Genomic DNA, 22,223 nt, shown 5'->3' with positions numbered 1-22,223 from the left:
ATGAATTCATTTAAAACCGTAAAAAAGCAGACCCCTAAAGCCGTACTGATCTTGAGTAGCTTACTCTTAGGTACGCCTTGGTTGAGCCATGCCCAACTGGCGAGCACACAACAGCCCGTGGTGACCGAAGCTGCAGTAAGTTCTGCAACAGCACCTAAAAATAATTCGTTAAATCAAGTAAAAACATACACTTGCCCTATGCACCCCGAAGTGCTCAGCCATGAGCCTGGTCGCTGCCCTAAGTGCAATATGTTTTTAGTTGAAAAGGAAGGTACCGATACCAATTCAGCAGATCCACATGCTGAACATCAACATACAGATCACTTAGCGACAGAACATGCGCACACCTCGACCACGAAAGCGGCAAGCCAAGTGTTCGACACACCAACCCCTAAGGCTAACAATCTTGTTAAAAAAACCAGCGAAGAAACAACAACTAAATACATTTGCCCTATGCATGCCCACATCATCAGCGATGTACCCGGTACATGCCCTATCTGTGGTATGAATTTAGAAAAAGTCGAAACGGGTGGTAACACTCACGAAATCAATATCAATGTTTCCGGCAGCATGCAGCAAGCGCTAGCCATAAAAGTCGCTAAAGTTGAGCGCGATACGCTATGGAAATTTGTCGAGACCGTTGGACAAGTGGATTACGATGAAAGCCAAATAACGCATATCCATGCTCGAGTAACGGGTTGGGTTGAAAAACTGATGGTTAAGTCCATGGGAGACACAGTCAAAAAAGGGCAGCTACTCTATGAAATCTATTCACCCGATTTAGTCAATGCTCAGGATGATTATTTACTCGCCTTAGATACCGCCAAAACAGCAGGCAATCAGAGATATCAGGATCTTGTTCGTAGAGCAGGCTTAAGACTGTCATTTTTAGGATTTACCGAGCAACAAATCAAGCAATTAGCCGACTCGCGCCAAACCCAATATCGGGTACCCTTTTATGCACAACAGGATGGTGTAGTCGAAACACTGTCTATCCGCGATGGTATGTATATTGAGCCATCCACCGAAGTGATGTCGTTAGTCGATCTCTCTAAGGTATGGGTCATAGCCGATGTGTTTGAAAATGAACAAAGCTGGATAGTCAAAGGCCAACAGGCTGAAGTGGCTGTGCCCGCCATGAACTTAAGCGGGATAAAAGGCACTATAGATTATATCTATCCGGAACTTGATCCTGTCACGCGTAGCTTGCGAGTGCGTGTTGTGCTCAATAACACCCATGTTTCCCTTAGACCTAAAACCCTCGCCAAGGTCTCGCTTTTTGGCGGCCCCAATAAAGACACGCTAGTAATCCCACAGGAAGCCTTAATCCAAACGGGTAAAGAGAATCGCGTGATAGTCAAACAAGACGACAATAGTTTTGCCGCTAAAGTCGTGACCGTCGGCATGATGAGTCAAGGTAAGGCAGAAATTGTCTCGGGCTTAACCGAAGGCGAGCGCGTGGTGATCTCAGGGCAATTTTTACTCGACTCCGAGGCCAGCCTCAAGGGCAGCTTAATGCGTTTAAGCAGCGGTCATCAGCACTAGGAGCGCAGCATGTTAAAATACATTATCGAAGCCTCCATCAGACAACGACTTATGGTGTTGATCATTGCCATCATGATCACTGTCTGGGGCGTACAAGAGTTGCGCAAAACACCGCTTGATGCACTGCCCGATCTGTCGGATGTGCAAGTGATTATTAAAACTTCCTACCCAGGGCAAGCGCCTAAATTGGTGGAAGAACAAGTCACTTACCCTTTATCTACCGCCATGTTAGCTGTACCCGGCGCCAAAACGGTACGCGGCTATTCCATGTTCGGCGATTCTTATGTCTATGTGATTTTTGAAGATGGCACAGATATCTACTGGGCGCGCTCACGGGTATTAGAATACTTAAGTCAGATCAGTAGCCGATTGCCGCAGGGCGTACAACCGTCTCTTGGCCCCGATGCCTCAGGTGTGGGTTGGGTATTTGAATATGCGCTGGTCGATCGCTCCGGCAGTTTAGATTTATCACAACTCAAAAGCCTGCAGGACTGGTATCTTAAATTAGAGCTACAAAGCGTGGCTGGCGTGTCTGAAGTCGCCACCGTCGGTGGTATGGAGCAGACCTACCAGATCGTACTCGAACCCGACAAAATGGCGATCTATAAACTGGATATCGCCAGCATTAAAGATGCGATAGAAAAATCTAATAGCGAAGCTGGCGGCTCGGTCATCGAAATGGCTGAAGCCGAGTATATGGTGCGCGCCAAAGGCTATCGTCAAACCCTTGAGGATTTCCGCGAAATTCCCCTTGGTATCACCAGCCCTTCTGGTACAGGTTTATTACTCAAAGATGTTGCTACCGTGCGCAAAGGCCCGGCCTCACGCCGCGGTATAGCCGAACTTGACGGTGAAGGTGAAGTCGTAGGCGGCATTATTGTGATGCGTTACGGCGAAAATGCTTTATCCACGATTGATGCCGTAAAAGCTAAGCTTGAAGAACTGAAAGCTGGTTTACCCGATGGGGTTGAAATCATCCCCACCTACGACAGATCCCAATTAATCCTTAATTCCGTTGATAATTTATTCAGCAAGGTCATCGAAGAAATGCTAGTGGTAGGGTTGGTCTGCCTGCTGTTTTTACTGCACGCACGCTCAACCTTAGTCGCCATCATTACCCTGCCGCTTTCAATCCTGATTGCCTTTATCGTAATGAATAAGATGGGGGTTAACGCCAACATTATGAGTCTTGGGGGTATCGCGATTGCCATAGGCGCGGTGGTAGACGGCGCAATTGTGATGATTGAAAACCTGCACAAACATTTGGAGCAGTTTCACACAGAAAACAACCGAGAACCCGATACCAAAGAACACTGGCGGATCGTCACCGAAGCGTCGATTGAAGTCGGCCCTGCGTTATTTTTCTCATTGATTATTATCACCTTAAGCTTTGTGCCTGTGTTCGCACTCGAAGCGCAGGAAGGCCGTTTATTTGCACCGCTGGCCTATACCAAATCCTTTGCTATGGCCGCTTCCGCATTATTAGCAATCACATTAGTGCCAGTCTTAATGGGCTATTTTATTCGGGGAAAAATTCCGAGTGAGCATAAAAATCCCATCAGTCGCGTACTGATCGCTTTATATAAGCCCTCGCTTAATCTGGTACTTAGGTTTCCTAAAATCACCCTAGCATTAGCATTGATTGCCTTAGTCAGTGCTTGGTATCCGATGACGCGCATGGGCAGTGAGTTTATGCCCGAGTTAGAAGAAGGCGATTTACTCTATATGCCAACTGCGTTACCGGGACTCAGTGCGGGCAAAGCCGCCGAAGTGTTACAGCAAACGGATCGTTTGATCAAAACCGTCCCCGAAGTCGCCCGCGTATTTGGTAAGGTGGGCCGCGCCGAGACTGCGACCGATCCCGCACCGTTAACTATGCTCGAAACCACCATCATGCTTAAACCCCATGAAGAATGGCGCGAGGGTATGACCTTAGATGGCATCATCGCCCAATTACAACAAACGGTGAAAGTACCTGGGATGACCAATGCTTGGGTGCAACCCATCAAAACCCGTATCGATATGCTCTCGACTGGGATAAAAACCCCCGTCGGCATTAAGATCACTGGTGCCGATGTCAACGAACTGCAAAGCATAGGAGCTAAGATAGAAGCCATTCTCAGCAAAGTACCACACACAAAGTCAGCCTATGCTGAACGCAGTGGTGGCGGGCGTTATATCGATATCACCCCAAAACTCGATGTCGCCGCACGTTACGGTATGTCACTGCAAGATATTCAAGATGTCGTGCGTTACGCCATTGGCGGTATGGATATTGGCGAGTCGGTACAAGGGGCTGAGCGCTATCCCATCAACCTACGTTATCCCCGTGAGCTTCGCGATAATATCGAAAAGCTACGCGAACTCCCTGTGATCACTAAATCGGGAAATTATCTACCACTGCGAAATTTAGCGGATATCGAAATCACCGATGGCGCACCTATGCTCACCAGTGAAAATGGTCGCTTAATCTCTTGGGTGTTTATCGATATTGAAGGCACGTCTATCGGCGAATACATTACTACCGCAAAGCAAGCATTAAATGCCGAACTCAAGGTACCACCGCGTTACAGCTACAGCTTCGCTGGGCAGTACGAGTATATGCAGCGAGTCGATGCAAAACTGAAGCAAGTGATCCCTATGGCCTTAGGTGTGATATTCATCCTGTTGATGATGACATTTGGCTCTACTTTGCAGGCGAGTATTATCATGCTCAGCCTCCCATTCGCGCTGGTCGGCAGCACTTGGCTATTGTATCTACTGGATTACAACATCTCAGTCGCCGTCGCAGTCGGTATGATTGCTTTGGCGGGCGTTGCCGCGGAGTTTGGGGTAATCATGCTGATTTACCTTAATAATGCCATTAAGCACAGGCAAGAGAAGAATAACTACCATACAGTTACCGATCTCAAAGAAGCGTTAATGGAAGGTGCCGTTATGCGGATCCGCCCCAAAGCCATGACAGTAGCAACCATCTTCTTCGGCCTACTCCCCATTATGTGGGGTGCAGGATCGGGTAACGATGTGATGCAGAAAATTGCCGCACCTATGGTCGGCGGCATGGTTACGGCCCCATTACTGTCACTGTTTGTACTACCCGCGCTTTATTTACTGATTTACTCGCGTAAATTAAAGAAAGACGCAGTTCAGTAATAACACATACATAAAAAATCCCCCAAACCGAAATAGTCTGGGGGATTTTTTATTCAACGGTCTTTAAAGAGAGTTACTTATTCGTTTTAACAAACAAAGGGTTAGAATAGAACCACAGGTCGTTATAGTTACGATCATTAATCTTGTTATACCAAGCCTGAACCGATTCATCTTCGGCTTGATTAATCACAGCTGATTTTAAAGGATTACCTTTTTCCGTCAGGTTAGCTTGGTTGTAATCTAAATTAGTCCCACGCAAACGGAAGTATTGATGCTGATCCGCAATAAAACTGTAACTCATGCTGTAGTAGCCATCGGCATCTTTATGCCAGTCAGCACTGGTAAAAGTTTTAACAACTAAGGTTGAATCGTTTGTTTCCTTTTCAAATACCGTTGTACCCGCTTCAGCACGCGGACCCACATTACCTGCGATCAAATCGATGTGGTGTACACCAGGGTTAATGCCGGCATAAACTTCATTACCTATATCCGACTCTTTATTATTCAAGGCCGGACTTTTAAAGCGAATAGTGAGCGTTAACTTGTCGCCCGCTTTCGCTACCAAGGTTTGCCCCATAGTGACACTATTCTTATTGCTACTTTCAAGCTTAAAATCCAAGGCATCAATCAAATCGCCAAACACAGAAAAGCTATTACCTGAGCGTAACCCCTTCAAAAGCGCCGTGGTATCTTGACCATCGACCCAAGTGTAGCTTTTCGCATATTCACCGGGATAATAACTACTTGCATAAGGTGGGCGCGTTTTGAAATGGATATCTGAGTTACCCATATTCCAGATCTGGCGACCTTCGCCTAACAGCGCATCCCACCAACCGCCGACCTGCGCTACCACAGGGTCGACTCCACCATATACACCGCTACTGCGCTCAGCATAATCGCCGCGATTACCGCTAAATTGTCCGCCAACCAGACCTTCAACTAAAAAGAAGACATTGGGTGCAGCATCATTCAGTTCCCTTACATCTTTAATGGTATAGCTGGTTAAATAGCGACGAGGATGATTTAACATCCCATAGCTGCTATCGGGATAATGAGTCTCTAGCCATTTCAACGCCGCAACGGCATCTTCATGAGTCTGGTTTTGACGGGTATAACCCGCAGCAGTCCAAGCGGCGATATCTTGGGGATCAAAGTCTGCAATATCATTTTTACTACTAAATCTGTACTCGAAAATTTTAATCGCCGACAAGACTTTAGCTTCATCACCTAAAATACCGATATTAAAGTGCTCATGGGTTGGCATATCCCACTCGAAACTCGAATAGGCAATTTTGCCCTCATAGTTAGGCATGGCCTTTTTTAGACCAGGCATTTCATACTGAGTTAATGCGTCGTAATAAAGCAAACCACCTACGTCGTTATCATCATTATCTTGACTGTTATTACGCATATGATTCGATAAGGAAACATAGTCTAAACCGAAGTCATCAAAGGCCCACTTCAGAATATCAGACTGGGTTTCGCGAGCATCCTGCGAAACCGCGGTGTGTACATGTAAGTCACCTTTTAACCAACGCCCAGTTGGTTCAATCGGTATAGGATTAGTATCGTCAGAGTCAGAATTACAACCCGATAGCACCAAAAGAGACGATAACAAAACAGCATTTAGATTGATTACCTTACGCACGAATAACCTCTTTATATTCACAAGTAGAAACCTGAATATAAGTCGAATGCATGACACCATAATTACATGAGTATTCGCTATCCATAAAATAAGTCTCTAAGTTTATAGCGCTTATGTGTACCATTGACTCAGTGCCACACAGAATTGACTCAATTCACTGCCGTAGGAAGGATCCAATCACATGACCAAGTCATTTTGTTTAACCATCAGCCGGATATGGCCGCAAGCACTTTCCCTTAAAACCCCATCACGCGCATTACTTGCCGCATTCGGTTTATGCTCTGCGCTCATCATTACAGCACCCACCTTTGCCGCACCCGCAACCGGTGAATTCGTTGCCGACAAACGCTGTGAGCTATTTCAATCGAAAAATAAGCAGACGAATCCAGATCAATGGCAGAGCAATATTGGTGAGCGCTACCCTGTACTTGAAATCCTCGGCAATAGCGCTAAACCTGATTGGCTAAGAGTGCGCACCAATGCGGTGAAGTCTCCCATGCGTTGGATCAGCGGCGATTGTGGTCAATATCTATCTAATGTTGCTGGCAGTAATTTATCAACACCTGCAACGGCGGCGGAACCGGCGCAAACAACCACGGCATCGGACATCAAAGCCAAAAGCCGAGATAGCCTTAAAGAGCATGGTTCCCCAGAGAAACGCCAAGGGAATCAATGTCAAATAGGTGGCGAATTCGATGCTAACGTGCTCGCATTAAGCTGGCAAAGCACCTTTTGTGAACTCTATGGCCGCCGTAAAGCCGAATGTCGCGCCCTCAGCCAAACGCCAGAATCGAGCCAATGGCAACACTTCAGCCTGCACGGACTGTGGCCGAATAAACAACAATGCGGCACGCGATATGGCTATTGCAGCACAGTCAAACTGCAACCGAATGATTTCTGTACTTATCCAGAGTTTGAACTGAATCCATCGGTGCGCAAAAATTTAGAAGAAGTCATGCCTAGCGCCCAATATGGCACCTGTTTAGAACGCCACGAATGGTGGAAACACGGCACTTGCCGTAGCCAAGACCCTAACGAGTACTTTTTATTGGCAACCCAGCTGACCCAAGCGGTCAATGCCTCGGCATGGGTACAAAAATTTATTCATGACAACATAGGTAAGAGTGTCAGTAAAAGTGAGTTAAACCAAAGTTTTGATGACAGCTTCGGTCAAGGCGCTCACACTAAAATGAGTCTAGAATGTGGCAAGGGATTACTGAGTGAAATCCGCATTAACTTGCCCGAAGTCATTAAAACTTCTGACTCCTTACCTAGCCTACTCGCCAAAGCCAATAAGGCCTCAAAAGGCTCTTGCCCTGAAACAATCATGATTGATAACGCTAATTAAACAAATAGTTAGACAAATAAAAACGGCGATTTAGCGTCGCCGTTTTTAACCTTAATGACAGCACTTAATATGGCAATCACATCTGATTAAGCTTGATCACCGCAAAGGTAGCGCCTTGGGCGTCAGCAATGACAGAAAATCGTCCCACATCAGGGATATCACTAGGCGGAATGCACACTTGCGCGCCTAAGCTTTGGGCTTTCTCAGCAAACGCATCGCAATCCGCCACCACAAAATAGAGCAGCCAGTGGGGAGAAATATCGCCCCATTCAGGCATTATCGTCATCATACCGCCGATGGATTGACCATCAAGCTGCCATTCTGAGTATTCAATGTCAGGCATGTCACTTGGCATGTTGGTCCAAGGGAAGATTTTGCAGTAAAAGGCTTCTTCAGTACGCGGCTCTTTGCAAGCCAGCTCAACCCAGCAAAGGGTATTGAGTTCACCCTGACGGCGAGCACCTATGTGGTTCTTCGCTTGCCACAAAGCAAAGCGTGCGCCTTCAGGATCGCTGACCTGCGCCATCACGCCCGCATCACCCACAATATGCGGCCCCATGTGCACTTGGCCGCCCGCCGCTTGAATCGCTGCAATGCTGGCATCGATATCATCGACGGCAAAGTAGATACGCCAGTGGCTGGGGATATGTGCTTCAGACTCAGGGATTTGATACATGGCGCCTAAGTCATCTCCCGCTAAATTAAATAGCGAAAAGTGACCTTCTGGGATCGGCATTTCAACCGCGTTCCAACCAAATAACGCTTGGTAAAATACTGTTGCTCCCTGCCAATCATGGCTTGCAAGTTCAACCCAACATGCATGTCCTTGTGCGTACTGAGTCATTTTCATTATCGGCTCCTTTGTCTTAACAATCATTCGAGTTAAGCCTGAGTTTGTATTTCTGTCCAGTATTCAGGTTAAAAAGATCTGCAAGACAAAACTCAACCACTAAAGACAAAAAAGCCCTCACATAGAGGGCTTAAATCATCACAACAAATTAGGAATATTGCGGCAGTAAATTTGCCATCGCGAGCAGATGACATGCACCTGTGACTATGCCAAATAACACCACAAGAATAATCAGCGGTGTACCGCCTATCACTCTAAAACCTGTGCTATCGGGGAACAACTGCCGCGATTTATAGGCCATCAGCGCCGGGACGATTACCGCCCACACAGTTGCCGCTAATGCCGCAAAGCCAATCGCCACTAAGAAGCCGTCGGGAAACAGTAATCCTAAAATCGTTGGCGGCACAAAGGTCACTAACGCGGTTTTCATTCGGCCAGAGCGTGAATCATCAAAACCAAACAAATCAGCAAGATAATCGAACAGACCTAAGGTCACCCCTAAGAAAGATGAAGCCACGGCTAAGTTAGCAAACAGGGTCAACATACTGTTTAACCAGCTACTCGCCATCACCTCAGACAAAGCGCCCACCAACACCCCCATATTGCCGCCTTGGGCAATAATGTCGATAAACTGGCTGCGGGGAATATTGCCCATAGTCGCCACTAACCAACAGACATAAATCACCAGCGCGATAAAGGTGCCGACGAAAATCGCCTTGATAATGGTGGAGGAATCTTTGCCGTAATACTTCACTAAGCTGGGAACGTTACCATGGTAACCAAAGCTAGCGAGACCAAAGGGCAGCGCCGCCCACAGATAAGGTGAAAAGCTGTTATTACCATCAGGTTCGAGCAACTTAGTCACATCAATTTCGATCAATAAATTGCCGATAGCGAGGAAGAAGGTAATGATCATACCGCCGAGCATAATCGTGGTAATCCGATCCACGGCCTTAGTGCTGATCAACACTATGCTCGCCAATACTATGGCAAACACCAGCCCTGCCACACTTTGCGGTAACTCAATTCCCATGCCCTGCAAGCTATGATTCACAATCGAACCACCGCCGCTGATATAGGCATAGGTCAAAATATACAACACGAAAGCGATAGAAACGCCGTTCACTATCCGCCAAAACTGCCCAAGAGTTTGCTTGCTTAAGGTATCGAAGCTAGCACCGGGTTCGAAATGTAAATTGGTTTCGAGCAACAATAAGCCCGACATCAACATGCAAAACCAAATACCCAATAACATTAAAATCGAATAGCCAAACCACATACCTGCACCGACCACGGGCAGAGAAAACATCCCAGCACCTACGGTCGTGCCAGCAATAATCATGGCACCACCAAGCAAGGACTTACCTGCGGGCTTATGCTTAGCCGCATTCATATGATTTGCCATTAAACTGTGTGCTCCGCGGTGACACTCGCCACTATCGTTTGTCTCACTGACGGACGTAATAAGCTATTGGCCTGATCTCGTATGCGATTGATATTGGACTTATCTTCACTATCCGCCAGATATCCCAATTCTTTGAGCTTCACGCTCAAAGTACCGTAGAGTTTTTTATCGTAGAATTCAGGCGCGGTAATACCATGTAAAGCCCCTAAACGCTGAGCGAGTAAATGGCTCTCAGACTCAAGTTCTGAGCGCTCCATCTTAGGTCTGTTCGCTAACAGATTGAAAATAATAGCGTAGCGTTGCAAAGTTTCACTCACTGAACTGGCTAACAACAATAATTGGCTTGAGTGCTCAGGCACGACAGCTAAAGTATCTGTCTCAACCACTAAACCTTGCCCAATCAGGAAATCCAGCACTTGCTCAACATAGGCTGGTAAGTCTTTAATTCCCATGAAGAGTTCGGCTTTCAGCAGTGGATAAAAATCGGCAACGATTGAAACCACTTGCTGGCGCAGGATCTGTTCATTGTGGGTTAAACAACTCGCAATTAATGACGGTACGATAAATAAGTGAATGATATTGTTACGATAGTAAGTCATAGACACAGCCTGACTCGCTTCGATAGACACTATTTCCCCTAAAGGATCGGCACTAACAACAAACTTGTTCAGCTCTAAACCTTGCTGCACTAAATGCTTACCATCACCTTCGGCAACAGATGTATAAGAAGTGTAAGGCACTTTTTTGAGTAGGGTCAGATACAAATCAAGCTGACGCTCCAGCAGACTACGTTCTAAGGCGTTTTGATCTGTCGCCAGTAAGACTAAGCTAGTCAAAGTCACCGAACTCGCGGCTGCGGCATCATTGATACGCGTCATCACCCGATTAGCCAGCACGTTTACCGCTGGAGTTAACCAACTTGGTTTCTGCTCGGGATCATCGGCCAACTCAGCACGCCAGTTTGGCGCACGCTCATTTAAGAAATTTTGTAAGGTAATAGGCTCGCCAAAATTCACGTAACCTTGGCCAAAATTACCTAATTTGCGAATGGCACCGAACACCTGCCACACAGATTCTTTTTTCTTTTTCTTACCGCTTAACTCTTTATGGTAAGTCGCCACTTCCATCACATGGTCATAGCCTAAATACACAGGCACAAGTGTGACAGGACGTTCAATACCGCGCAGTACGCTGTTCATCGTCATGGCGATCATGCCAGTTTTCGGCGCCAACAGACGGCCAGTACGTGAACGGCCACCTTCGGAGAAGTATTCCACCGAATAACCTTTAGCAAACAGCTGATCTAAATACTCACGAAATACTGCGGTATACAGCTTGTTGCCATTAAAACTACGGCGGATAAAGAAGGCACCACCGCGACGGAACATAGGTCCCGCGGGCCAGAAGTTGAGGTTGATGCCAGCAGCAATGTGCGGCGGAACCATGCCTTGATAATACAAAATATACGATAACAGCAGGTAATCCATGTGGCTGCGATGGCAAGGCACATAAACAATCTCGTGGCCATCGTGATGCAGCTGGCGAACTTGCTCGGCGCCTTTAATGTTGATCCCGCTATAAAGCTTGTTCCACAACCAAGTTAAGAAACGCTCGGCAATACGCACTAAACTATCTGAGTAATCGGCTGCTATTTCATCGAGGTACTCAATAGCCGTCTCGCGCGCTTGGGTCTCAGAAATCTTTTTACTGGCGGCTTCTTCTTGAATCGCTTTGCGCAGCGACTCAGATTTGAGTAACGAATGAAACAGTGCTTGGCGGTTTGGCAGCACAGGCCCTGTCATTACCTTACGTTGACGACGGAAATGCACGCGCGCAACCCGTGCTAACTTATGGGCAATCCCCATGTCGGTGCCATGTTCGTCAGCCATGTAACGCAGGGATACGGCATTCGAAAACTGCACGAAGTTATGTCGACCTAAGAACAGAATCATCAAGCACTTGCGCAGCCAAGTCGGGTTTTCCCGCTCAAATACGGCCGCCTTCATAGTGTCGTCTTCTTTCCCTGGCGTGCGACCCCAATACAAGCTCACGGGTACCAGTTGAATATCTAATTCAGGACGTTCCTTATGCACGGCTAACAAACGCATAAAACATTCGAGGAAAGGCTCATTACCAGCACGCTCGCCAAACAGTGGCTTACGTCCTTGAAGACAGACAACCCGAGGCGCAGTCACACCATTAGCCACTAGAGGCTCATAAGGGCTTGGTAAACCTAACTTAGCCGTTATTTCGCTCAAAGCAGCTATGTCACTGAGGGATTCTGTTTTCATCACATAAACAAGGGGTCTGGAAGCATCCAGATTCAGATCGGCAAAGGGATCCTGAGGCACCACAATAGTGTGCACTAAGTGTTTTTGGATCCAACGTAATGATTTCAACCAAAGAGAGTCGTGTTTAGGCATTATTCTTATGCAATTAAGTGCGTTTACTAGCCCGATAGAATACCAGACTATGGGTAATATTCGCTAATTCTCTCCAACATAGCTAAAAAGTGGTTAATACTTGCGCTGCAAATAATACTGTATATACTAACAGTAACTGTATAGAAAAACAGGAAACACCATGAGACCTTTGACGCCACGCCAAGCTGAAATATTAGAGCTAATTAAACGAAATATTGCCGATACTGGCATGCCACCCACTCGGGCAGAAATCGCAACCCGTTTAGGTTTTAAGAGCGCCAATGCGGCTGAAGAACACCTTAAAGCGTTGGCGAAAAAGGGCTGCATTGAGATCATGCCTGGCACATCTCGGGGCATTCGTCTGCCTGCGGAAATCGAAGATTTGACTGAAACAGGTTTACCGCTCATCGGCCAAGTGGCCGCGGGTGAACCTATCCTCGCCCAAGAACATGTTGAACAGTACTACCAAGTCGACCCAAGCATGTTCCATCCCGCCGCCGATTTTTTACTGCGAGTAAAAGGCGACAGCATGAAGAATATCGGCATTCTCGAAGGTGATTTGCTGGCAGTTCATAAAGTAGAACAAGCTAGAAATGGTCAGGTGGTTGTCGCTAGAGTCGATGACGATGTCACTGTTAAACGTTTCGAAAAAAAAGGTAATGTGGTCTATCTACATGCCGAAAATGAAGATTACTCCCCGATTAAAGTGGATTTAGGCTTCCAAAGTTTAACAATTGAAGGACTCGCCGTCGGTGTGATCCGTAATGGAGATTGGCTATGAATAAACTACTTGGCAATGCCCCCCGCCATCCGGGCTTGTGGCTCGATGAAGTCCGTGATGCCGACTATGACTGGCACCATGCGCCTATCGCCTGCATGCCAACTAAGACTCAAGGTCGCCAAGAATTAATTCATCTGAGTGCACAACTCGCTCAGTTAAGCCAACAGGGCCGTTGGTTAGTGCTCATCAACCCACCAAGTATTGGCTACAAGCAAACGCTCGCTAACGCGGGTGTGCGTATGGATAGAGTTTTGCTGGTACATGCTAAAGATGAAGTCGAAACCCTGTGGGCGATGGAAAAAGCCCTGACAAGTGGTACGTCCAGTGCAGTCATTACTTGGACTCAATCATTAGATGCGCGGGATAATCGACGCCTACAAATCGTGGCTAAAAGTGCCAGAGCTATGGGCATAGTGCTTGAAGACGTAAACAGTCACTTACATGCCGACGTACGCATTGAGCAAGGCAATCTCTTCGGTCAGCAATCTTTTTTTAGCGCTGTACACTAAATATTCATTTAATTTTTTACCTTGAAAGCCGCCTCACCTATGAATGTGAGGCTTTTTTTTGGCAATTTTTCAGATAATTAGATAAATAAGTGATCTTGATCAATATTTAAACAGCAAGTATGGTTGGTTAAGTCGGTGATGATATATCACCTTCCGTGGTCAATGAATCGAGTATTTATCGAACTCGAAGCGCCACTAAAAATAGAGAACAGATTTATTTCAGCAGTATGTGCCAGCGTGGCTAATTACCAGCAGTAACAATACTTGATTAAAAGTAACAGCCGCCAACGCACGTTGAAGTCAAAAAAGCTTTTTTGGGAACTGAAGAGTTTGCATAGAGTTGAGACTTACTGTGTTGCTCTTCTTTGTAGTTGCTATTCGCAATTGGCAGAGGAGAAGTCTTGTGAAGCAATTGTTGTATTGTTTACTCGTGGTGCTTTTCGCACCACCGTTGACCGCCGCAGACATGCGGTTCAACATGACCCCTGGCGTGACCGAGATCAGTGGCAAGGTTTATCACTTGCACATGACCATCTTGTATATCTGCTGCGCAATAGGCCTAGTGGTCTTTGGCGTCATGATTTACGCCATGATCAACCACAGAAAATCCAAAGGCGCTGTCGCGTCCCACTTTCACGAAAGCACTAAAGTTGAAATCGCTTGGACGATTCTGCCATTTATCATTTTGATCTTAATGGCGATTCCAGCGACAAAAACTTTAATCGCAATGGAAGATCCCAGCAACGCCGATCTCACCGTAAAAGTCACGGGGTCCCAATGGAAATGGCATTACAGCTATTTCGATCAAGATATTGATTTTTATAGCATACTGACAACACCCAGAGCACAAATTGAAGGCACCGAAACCAAGGGTGAAAACTATCTATTGGAAGTCGATAAACCGCTCGTTCTACCGATAAACCGCAAAATCCGCTTTCTGATGACTTCAGAGGATGTCATCCATTCCTGGTGGGTACCCGCCTTTGCCATTAAGAAAGATGCCAACCCTGGATTTATCAATGAGGCTTGGACTCGCATCGACAAACCCGGCATTTACCGCGGTCAATGCGCCGAACTTTGCGGAAAAGACCATGGTTTTATGCCTATCGTAGTACAAGCGTTACCTGAAGCCGAGTTTGAGGCTTGGGTAACAGAGCAGAAACAAGCCGCAGGTGCTGCGGCTGAAGCCGCTCAAGCCGCTTTATCACAAACCCTAAGTAAAGAAGAGTTGATGACTCAAGGTGAACAAGTTTACCTCGGGCACTGCGCAGCCTGCCACCAGCCCAATGGCGAAGGGTTGCAAGGCGTATTTCCGCACCTTAAAGGTAGCCCGATTGCAACGGGACCGCTCAGCGGCCACCTTGAAATTGTGCTCAACGGTAAAACGGGTACAGCCATGCAAGCGTTTAGTAAGCAATTGACTGCACAAGAAATCGCGGCAGTGACTACCTACGAGCGTAATGCTTGGGGCAATAATACTGACGATGCAGTGCAAGCCAAAGACGTCAACGAGTACATGAACGGCAATTCTGCACAAACATCCGCCGCGGTACCAAGCAGTACAACCCCAACACCCACACCTGCAACAGACGTCTCAGCTGCAGTCGATCCCGCAAGCCTCCCCACACTCAGCCATGACGCCCTCATGGCCGAAGGTGAAACTGTCTACGCGACCTTCTGTGCTGCCTGCCATCAAGTGACAGGTGCAGGAATACCACCCGCCTTCCCCGCGCTAGTGGGTAGTGCTATCGCCATTGGACCAGTCGCCAATCACATCGATATTGTGATGCACGGCAAAACGGGCACGGCTATGCAGGCATTTGGCAAACAGCTTAGCCCACAGCAACTTGCAGCAGTCATTACCTATGAACGCAATGCTTGGGGTAACAATACCGGCGATACAGTGCAACCTGCTGATATCGCAAGTCATGGACAGTAGGGGATAATGATGAGCACAACGACTCAAGATCAAACCGCAGCCCATGATGAGCATCATCATGGTGCGCCAAAGGGCATCATGCGCTGGCTGCTAACCACCAACCATAAAGACATAGGTACTTTGTATTTATGGTTCAGCTTCATTATGTTCTTAACCGGTGGCGCTATGGCCATGGTGATCCGCGCTGAACTCTTTCAACCTGGATTACAATTGGTCGAGCCCAACTTTTTCAACCAAATGACAACTGTTCATGGGCTGATCATGGTATTCGGTGCGGTAATGCCAGCCTTTACAGGGCTCGCTAACTGGCTGATCCCTATGATGATAGGGGCGCCCGATATGGCGCTGCCACGGATGAATAACTGGAGTTTTTGGATACTCCCCTTCGCCTTTACTATTCTTCTCAGTTCGCTATTTATGGAAGGTGGCGGACCTAACTTTGGTTGGACCTTCTACGCACCACTATCAACAACTTATAGCCCAGATAGCACTGCGCTCTTTGTATTTTCTATTCATATCATGGGGATAAGTTCGATCATGGGCGCGATCAACGTGATTGTGACCATAGTGAATTTACGCGCGCCAGGCATGACATGGATGAAGTTACCATTGTTTGTCTGGACTTGGCTTATCACGGCATTCCTACTGATCGCAGTTATGCCCGTACTCGCTGGCGCAGTGACTATGGTGCTGACCGATAAGTTTTTCGGCACGAGTTTCTTCGATGCGGCTGGCGGCGGCGATCCTGTGATGTTCCAGCATATTTTCTGGTTCTTCGGCCACCCTGAAGTCTACATCATGATCTTGCCGTCCTTTGGCATCATCTCTGCAATAGTCCCAGCCTTCAGTCGTAAACCCTTATTTGGCTATGCATCCATGGTTTATGCTACGGCTAGTATTGCAATTCTGTCGTTCCTCGTGTGGGCGCACCATATGTTCACCACAGGTATGCCTGTGTTTGCCGAGCTGTTCTTCATGTATTGCACTATGTTGATTGCAGTGCCAACTGGGGTGAAAGTGTTTAACTGGGTTGCCACTATGTGGCGCGGCTCACTCAGTTTCGAAACGCCCATGCTGTTTGCTGTAGCCTTTATCATACTCTTCACTATTGGCGGTTTTTCGGGATTAATGCTCGCCATTACACCCGCTGACTTCCAGTACCACGATACTTATTTTGTTGTGGCACATTTCCATTATGTACTCGTAACTGGTGCGATTTTCTCCATCATGGCAGCGGCCTATTACTGGCTACCTAAGTGGACGGGGCACATGTACAACGAACGACTGGGACAATGGCATTTCTGGTGCTCGGTGATTTCAGTCAATGTGCTATTTTTCCCGATGCATTTCCTTGGGCTCGCAGGTATGCCAAGGCGTATCCCTGACTACTCGATTCAATTTGCCGATGTTAATCAAATCGTCTCGATTGGTGGGTTCGCCTTCGGCTTATCGCAATTGATTTTCTTAGTATTAGTAATTAAGTGCATCCGAGGCGGCGAAAAAGCCCCCGCTAAACCTTGGGAAGGTTCCGAGGGTTTAGAGTGGACATTGCCAAGCCCTGCGCCTTACCACTCCTTCACGACACCACCTGAGGTGAAATGAAATGGCAACCCAACACCAGCAAGATAAACCTAAGTCAAATCGTAAACTTATCAGCATGTTAGTTATCGGCTGTATTGGCATGTTTGGCTTTGGATTCGCGCTGGTGCCGCTCTACGATGTGTTGTGCGAGCAACTCGGTATCAATGGAAAACCCTCCAATACCGCGAGTAGTTATCAAGCAATCACAGTAGATACAAGCCGAATAGTGACTGTGGAATTTATTTCTCAGGTACAAACAGGCATGCCATGGACATTTGCGCCACAAACCAAACGGCTCGAAGTTCACCCTGGCGAGCTAATCCATACGGCATTTTTGGCGCGCAATATGTCCGCTAAAGCAACGATTGGCCAAGCGATACCTTCAGTTTCGCCCGGCCAAGGTGCCGCTTATTTCAATAAAACAGAATGCTTTTGCTTTAATCAACAACCCTTAGCGGCGGACACTAGCGCAGAGCTGCCGCTCATTTTCTATGTGGATCCTCAGTTACCTGAGTCTATCCACACTCTGACCCTCTCTTACACTCTCTACGACATTACCGACAAGCAGTTAGCGTCTGCCATAGAGCAAGGAGCTGCAAAATGACAACGAAACATCAGACTTACTACGTTCCATCCCAAAGTGTCTGGCCTATTATAGGTGCCATTGGCTTGTTCTTAATCGCCTCTGGTGCAGGCCTTTTCGTGCAGCAGTTGAAATCAGGTGCATCCGGTGGCGGTTATGTGCTGCTGGTTGGGATCGCTGTGATCCTATTCATGCTGGTGGGTTGGTTTAGAACCGTGATCCAAGAGTCGATGGCAGGGCTCTATTCTAGCCAAATGGATCGATCGTTTCGCCAAGGTATGAGCTGGTTTATTTTTTCGGAAGTCATGTTTTTCGGGGCTTTTTTCGGGGCACTATTTTATGCCCGCATGTTCGCAGTGCCTTGGCTCGGTGGCGCATCGAATAATGCCATGACCCACGAAGTGCTCTGGCCTCAGTTTGAAGCTATTTGGCCGCTCATAACTACGCCAGATGGCACTAAAACCCAAGCCATGCCATGGACTGGACTGCCATTAATCAACACTATCGTACTGCTAACCTCCTCAGTTACCTTACATTTCGCCCATGTCAGCCTAGAAAAAGGTAAACGTTCTGCCATTACTCTCTGGCTTGGTATCACCATACTCTTGGGTATGGGTTTCCTTGCCTTACAGACAGAAGAATATATGCATGCCTACCGGGAAATGGGACTCACCCTGACCTCTGGGATTTATGGCAACACCTTCTTCCTGTTAACTGGCTTTCACGGCATGCATGTCACACTGGGGACTCTCTTTTTATTCGTGTTGTTTTTCAGAGTGTTGAAGGGGCACTTTAGCGCAGATAAACATTTTGCGTTCCAAGCAGGGAGTTGGTATTGGCACTTTGTGGATGTGGTCTGGCTGTGTTTGTTTATTTTCGTTTACGTTCTCTAGTGCTTTAGTAAGGCGTGGGATTGGGGCTAATTAACCCAGTCCCTAAGGCCACCAGCAATAACAAGATAACGAGCACGGAGAAAATCACTCGCCGCCCAAGATAACGGCTCATAGGCACTTTTTCATCACCTTTCACCATAATAAACAAGGCGCGACCTAGATTAAAAATGATGAATAGCAACAGCAGAACTAAGACCAACTTAAAAATGAACAGGCTATTCATACAATATCCTCATGTTCTGCTGAATAAATTAACGGTTTTTCTACTGATATTGACTGTGGCTGTATTAACTATATTGGTCAAGTTGGGTTTATGGCAGTTAGCCCGTGGTGAAGATAAAACGACGCTTTTAGCCCAAATGGAAGCAAGGCAAGCTTTGCTGCCATTAAGTTTTGAGCAGCTCCAACTCAAGGTCGGCAAAGAAGGCGTAACGGGTTATCGACTGCAAGTACGCGCCACTCCCGCAAGCTCACAAATCTGGCTGCTGGATAATCAAATCTATCAAGGTCAAGTGGGATATTTAGCCTTTCAACCTCTGCAAGTAGAAGTTGAAAAACCTTGGTTGCTGGTCGAGTTAGGCTTTGTTGCCTCAGGCTCCCATCGTGATGAGTTGCCTCACATCACTCCCCTAAGCGGGGAATTAAATATCGAAGGCAAGCTTTATCAAAAGCAAATCAATCCCTTGAGCCAAGCTTTAATGGCAGAAACAGGGACAAGTATTCGCTTTCAAAATTTAAATATGCCCGAAATGGCTAAGGTATTAGGGCACCCATTGTTACCTGTCGTGTTGCAACCAGAGCAATTACCTTCCCTCACATTGCCCCATCCTTGGCAACCTTTCCCACTGTCGGCACAAAAACATTGGGGCTATGCGTTGCAGTGGTTTTCGATGGCAGCCGTATTTGCAGGACTAATGCTGTGGCAAGGGATTAAATATGTAAAACGCCATAGCGCCCAAACAGTCGCAAACTCAAGGAGCCAATAGGGAAATTCGTACCATACTTAGCAAGACACTAATAAAACTAAATAAATATAAAACAATAAATTAGGGATAATTTGAATGAGAGGAGCAAGCATGAACTCCCAGAACAAATCTAAACACAAAGCATTAGGGCTATTACTGCTGGCGTTTATTGCCCCCGTAGTGATTGCTAAGCTAGTGCTGAGCCTGAATTTATACCATGGCGGTGCCACCAATCATGGCGAGCTGATCAGTCCCGAAACCAGTTATGCCAGCCTTGGGGTTGAAAATTCTAATCCCAAAGAATGGCAACTACTATATTTATTGCCCGCCAAATGCAACGATACTTGCCGCGAACGCCTGTATATTTTGCGCCAAAGCCACACAGCGCTAGGGCCAGATCAGGCGCGAGTAGAACCGCTCATCCTCACCCATCCCGACAGCGATCTTAACGCCTTAAGCGCCTTTCACTTCAACACTCGCCCCGCCAATGCAGACTTAAGCAAATGGTTAGATGAACAGCAGCTAATCATAGTCGATCCCTTAGGCAGCTTAGTCCTGCGCTACCCTCAAGTGCAGGGCAAAGAAGCACATTTAGCTCAAGGCAAGGCGCTGATTGCGGATCTGCGTAAGCTGTTAAAACTGTCGAGGGTAGATTGATGCAACTAACTTGGATCCTACGCTTAACCTTAGTCTTTACCCTATTGGTGATTTTAATGGGCGCTTACACCCGCCTATCGGATGCAGGGCTCGGCTGCCCCGATTGGCCAGGCTGCTACGGCCATATTAAAGTGCCCACCCAAGACCATGAAATCGCCCATGCGCAAACTATATTCCCAGATCACGATATCAATCCAGAGAAAGCTTGGCTGGAAATGATCCACAGATATATCGCAGGCGGACTTGGCTTACTGGTGTTATTCATCTTAATTTTGTGCTTAAAAACACCGGAAGCACCCAAAAAGTTGCCGATCATCATAGTGCTGCTGATCCTTTTTCAAGGAGCACTAGGCATGTGGACTGTGACCATGAAACTCATGCCAATAATTGTGATGTCGCATCTTATTGGTGGCTTTAGCCTAATCTCACTGCTGTTACTCCTTTACCTGCGAACCCGACCTCGGCGTATATTTAATAGCGAAACCCATGCTCGACATCTCGCACCGTTAGCGTTGGTGAGCCTATTCGTCCTTGTGGGTCAGATTATGTTGGGGGCTTGGACATCATCGAATTATGCGGCGCTCGCCTGCACCTCTTTACCCATCTGTGAGGGAAATTGGGTAGATAACTTAGCAATAGCCGAGGCATTTTCACCGTTCCAAGGCCAACACCCTAGCTTCGAATTTGGGGTGCTCGATTACCCTGCACGAATGACTATCCACGTAGCCCACAGAATTGGCGCTATCGTCACTGCCAGCTTGTTACTCGTGCTCGCCTACCGATTATTTGTTGGCGCTACGGGACTTAAGGCTTTAAGCCTTTTATTAGTGGGCCTAGTCATACTACAAGTGAGCTTAGGTATTTCTAACGTAGTGATGCATTTACCACTCGGTATTGCCGTGTCTCACAACGGTGGTGCGGCACTACTGCTACTGACCTTAGTCACAATCAACTATTTTTTATGGCGCAAAGCATAAGCGAGGGATCCAAGATGGCAAAACCACTCTCAATCACCAGTAGCCTGCCCACTTTCAGCGTAACATGGCGCGCCTATTTTGAAATGACCAAGCCTAAAGTGGTCGCACTCATGCTGCTCACTGTCCTCGTCGGCATGTGTCTGGCTGTGCCCCATGCGGTGCCCGTTCAACCTTTGCTCGCGGGTATGCTTGGAATTGCCATGATGGCGGGTTCTGCGGCGGCGTTGAATCATCTGATCGATCGCCGTATCGATGGCTTAATGGCGCGCACCTACAATCGCCCGCTACCCAAAGGGCGTATTTCTGCCACGCGCGCGTTAATTTTCGCCGCTAGCTTAGGTAGTTTTGGCTTTATCGTCTTATATTCCTTAGTCAATCCACTCACAGCTTGGTTGACCTTTGCCAGCCTGATTGGCTATGCCTTGGTTTATACTGCCTATTTGAAACGCGCAACATCACAAAATATTGTGATCGGTGGCCTTGCGGGAGCTATGCCACCCCTGCTGGGATGGACGGCAGTAACGAACGAATTTCACGGCCATGCGTTATTGCTAGTGATCATCATTTTTACGTGGACGCCGCCACATTTTTGGGCACTGGCCATTCACAGACGCGCCGAATATGCCAAAGTAGATATTCCCATGCTACCAGTCACCCACGGTGTCGAATTTACGAAAACCTGCATCTTGCTCTACACAGTATTGCTGGCGATTGCTTGCCTGTTACCTGTGCTGGTTGGTATGTGTGGGCCAGTGTATTTCGTCAGCTCGAGTTTACTCAGTACGGGATTTATCTATAAAGCATGGCAACTTAAATATCGGGATCATGATGGCTTAGCGATGCAAGTGTTCCGCTTCTCTATCTACCATTTAATGTTGTTATTTATGGCATTACTGCTAGACCACTATTTGTGGAACTAGTGTATGGAACGAGTTTGTCGCGCTAACCTGTATTTATGGAGCGAAT

The 22,223-nt window shown here is 47.2% G+C and carries 18 protein-coding genes; 13 read left to right on the top strand and 5 right to left on the bottom strand.

Features of this window, described 5'->3' with window-relative positions; genetic code table 11:
• Positions 1-1,545: an efflux RND transporter periplasmic adaptor subunit gene (locus L5M51_RS14565; RefSeq protein ID WP_263173461.1), complete on the top strand. Its 1,545-nt coding sequence runs from the start codon at positions 1-3 to the stop codon at positions 1,543-1,545.
• Positions 1,546-1,554: 9 nt separating this feature from the next.
• A complete protein-coding gene (locus L5M51_RS14560; protein WP_263173459.1) occupies positions 1,555-4,698 on the top strand; it encodes an efflux RND transporter permease subunit in 3,144 nt (1,047 codons plus the stop codon).
• 73 nt (positions 4,699-4,771) lie between these two features.
• Here L5M51_RS14560 and L5M51_RS14555 read toward each other — a convergent pair whose 3' ends face one another.
• Positions 4,772-6,346 carry a hypothetical protein gene (locus L5M51_RS14555; RefSeq protein ID WP_263173457.1) on the bottom strand — a complete coding sequence of 525 codons (1,575 nt, stop codon included), beginning with the start codon at positions 6,344-6,346 and terminating at the stop codon, positions 4,772-4,774.
• 181 nt (positions 6,347-6,527) lie between these two features.
• On the opposite strand from L5M51_RS14555, the gene L5M51_RS14550 reads away from it, so the two are divergent.
• The gene (locus L5M51_RS14550; protein WP_263173456.1) at positions 6,528-7,694 is read left to right on the top strand and encodes a ribonuclease T2; all 1,167 of its coding nucleotides are present in this window, start codon (positions 6,528-6,530) and stop codon (positions 7,692-7,694) included.
• Between the two features lie 76 nt (positions 7,695-7,770).
• Here L5M51_RS14550 and L5M51_RS14545 read toward each other — a convergent pair whose 3' ends face one another.
• The 3 genes from L5M51_RS14545 to plsB form a co-directional block, all read right to left on the bottom strand.
• The gene (locus L5M51_RS14545) at positions 7,771-8,544 is read right to left on the bottom strand and encodes a VOC family protein (protein ID WP_263173455.1); all 774 of its coding nucleotides are present in this window, start codon (positions 8,542-8,544) and stop codon (positions 7,771-7,773) included.
• A gap of 148 nt (positions 8,545-8,692) precedes the next feature.
• Positions 8,693-9,949, bottom strand: coding sequence for a tryptophan permease (mtr, locus tag L5M51_RS14540; protein ID WP_105250637.1), 1,257 nt, complete (start codon positions 9,947-9,949; stop codon positions 8,693-8,695).
• The gene (gene plsB / locus L5M51_RS14535; protein ID WP_105250638.1) at positions 9,949-12,372 is read right to left on the bottom strand and encodes a glycerol-3-phosphate 1-O-acyltransferase PlsB; all 2,424 of its coding nucleotides are present in this window, start codon (positions 12,370-12,372) and stop codon (positions 9,949-9,951) included. The genes mtr and plsB overlap by 1 nt, the downstream gene beginning before the upstream one ends.
• A 160-nt stretch (positions 12,373-12,532) precedes the next feature.
• Between plsB and lexA the strand changes: the two genes are divergently transcribed.
• From lexA to L5M51_RS14505, 6 genes are all read left to right on the top strand, one after another.
• A complete protein-coding gene (lexA, locus tag L5M51_RS14530; protein WP_105250639.1) occupies positions 12,533-13,153 on the top strand; it encodes a transcriptional repressor LexA in 621 nt (206 codons plus the stop codon).
• A complete protein-coding gene (locus L5M51_RS14525; protein WP_173248214.1) occupies positions 13,150-13,662 on the top strand; it encodes a cell division inhibitor SulA in 513 nt (170 codons plus the stop codon). Before lexA ends, L5M51_RS14525 begins: the two co-directional genes overlap by 4 nt.
• 403 nt (positions 13,663-14,065) lie before the next feature.
• Entirely contained in the window at positions 14,066-15,601 is a 1,536-nt protein-coding gene (gene coxB, locus L5M51_RS14520) for a cytochrome c oxidase subunit II (protein ID WP_263173451.1), read from the top strand.
• A 9-nt stretch (positions 15,602-15,610) separates the two neighbouring features.
• The gene (ctaD, locus tag L5M51_RS14515; protein ID WP_263173449.1) at positions 15,611-17,203 is read left to right on the top strand and encodes a cytochrome c oxidase subunit I; all 1,593 of its coding nucleotides are present in this window, start codon (positions 15,611-15,613) and stop codon (positions 17,201-17,203) included.
• Position 17,204: 1 nt separating this feature from the next.
• Positions 17,205-17,786, top strand: coding sequence for a cytochrome c oxidase assembly protein (locus L5M51_RS14510; protein WP_105250643.1), 582 nt, complete (start codon positions 17,205-17,207; stop codon positions 17,784-17,786).
• Positions 17,783-18,658, top strand: a complete 876-nt coding sequence (locus L5M51_RS14505; protein WP_263173447.1) for a cytochrome c oxidase subunit 3 — start codon at positions 17,783-17,785, stop codon at positions 18,656-18,658. The genes L5M51_RS14510 and L5M51_RS14505 overlap by 4 nt, the downstream gene beginning before the upstream one ends.
• 4 nt (positions 18,659-18,662) lie before the next feature.
• On the opposite strand, the gene L5M51_RS14500 is transcribed toward L5M51_RS14505, so the two are convergent.
• Entirely contained in the window at positions 18,663-18,881 is a 219-nt protein-coding gene (locus L5M51_RS14500) for a DUF2909 family protein (RefSeq protein ID WP_105250645.1), read from the bottom strand.
• Here L5M51_RS14500 and L5M51_RS14495 point away from each other — a divergent pair.
• The 4 genes from L5M51_RS14495 to cyoE all read left to right on the top strand — a co-directional run bounded on the left by L5M51_RS14495 (position 18,880) and on the right by cyoE (position 22,177).
• The gene (locus L5M51_RS14495) at positions 18,880-19,644 is read left to right on the top strand and encodes an SURF1 family protein (protein WP_263173535.1); all 765 of its coding nucleotides are present in this window, start codon (positions 18,880-18,882) and stop codon (positions 19,642-19,644) included. The genes L5M51_RS14500 and L5M51_RS14495 overlap by 2 nt on opposite strands.
• Positions 19,645-19,734: 90 nt before the next feature.
• Entirely contained in the window at positions 19,735-20,280 is a 546-nt protein-coding gene (locus tag L5M51_RS14490) for a hypothetical protein (RefSeq protein WP_198572401.1), read from the top strand.
• The gene (locus L5M51_RS14485) at positions 20,280-21,257 is read left to right on the top strand and encodes a COX15/CtaA family protein (protein WP_105250647.1); all 978 of its coding nucleotides are present in this window, start codon (positions 20,280-20,282) and stop codon (positions 21,255-21,257) included. The genes L5M51_RS14490 and L5M51_RS14485 overlap by 1 nt, the downstream gene beginning before the upstream one ends.
• A gap of 14 nt (positions 21,258-21,271) precedes the next feature.
• Positions 21,272-22,177 (top strand): heme o synthase, encoded by a 906-nt coding sequence (gene cyoE / locus L5M51_RS14480; protein ID WP_105250648.1) that lies wholly within the window; start codon positions 21,272-21,274, stop codon positions 22,175-22,177.
• Positions 22,178-22,223 lie beyond the last annotated feature (46 nt).

The sequence above is a fragment of the Shewanella sp. SM73 genome (genome assembly GCF_025653795.1).
In the GTDB taxonomy this organism is placed as follows: Bacteria; Pseudomonadota; Gammaproteobacteria; order Enterobacterales; family Shewanellaceae; genus Shewanella; species Shewanella oncorhynchi.
Note: the sequence above shows the minus strand (reverse complement) of the source record. Positions and strands in the feature narration are given on the sequence as shown.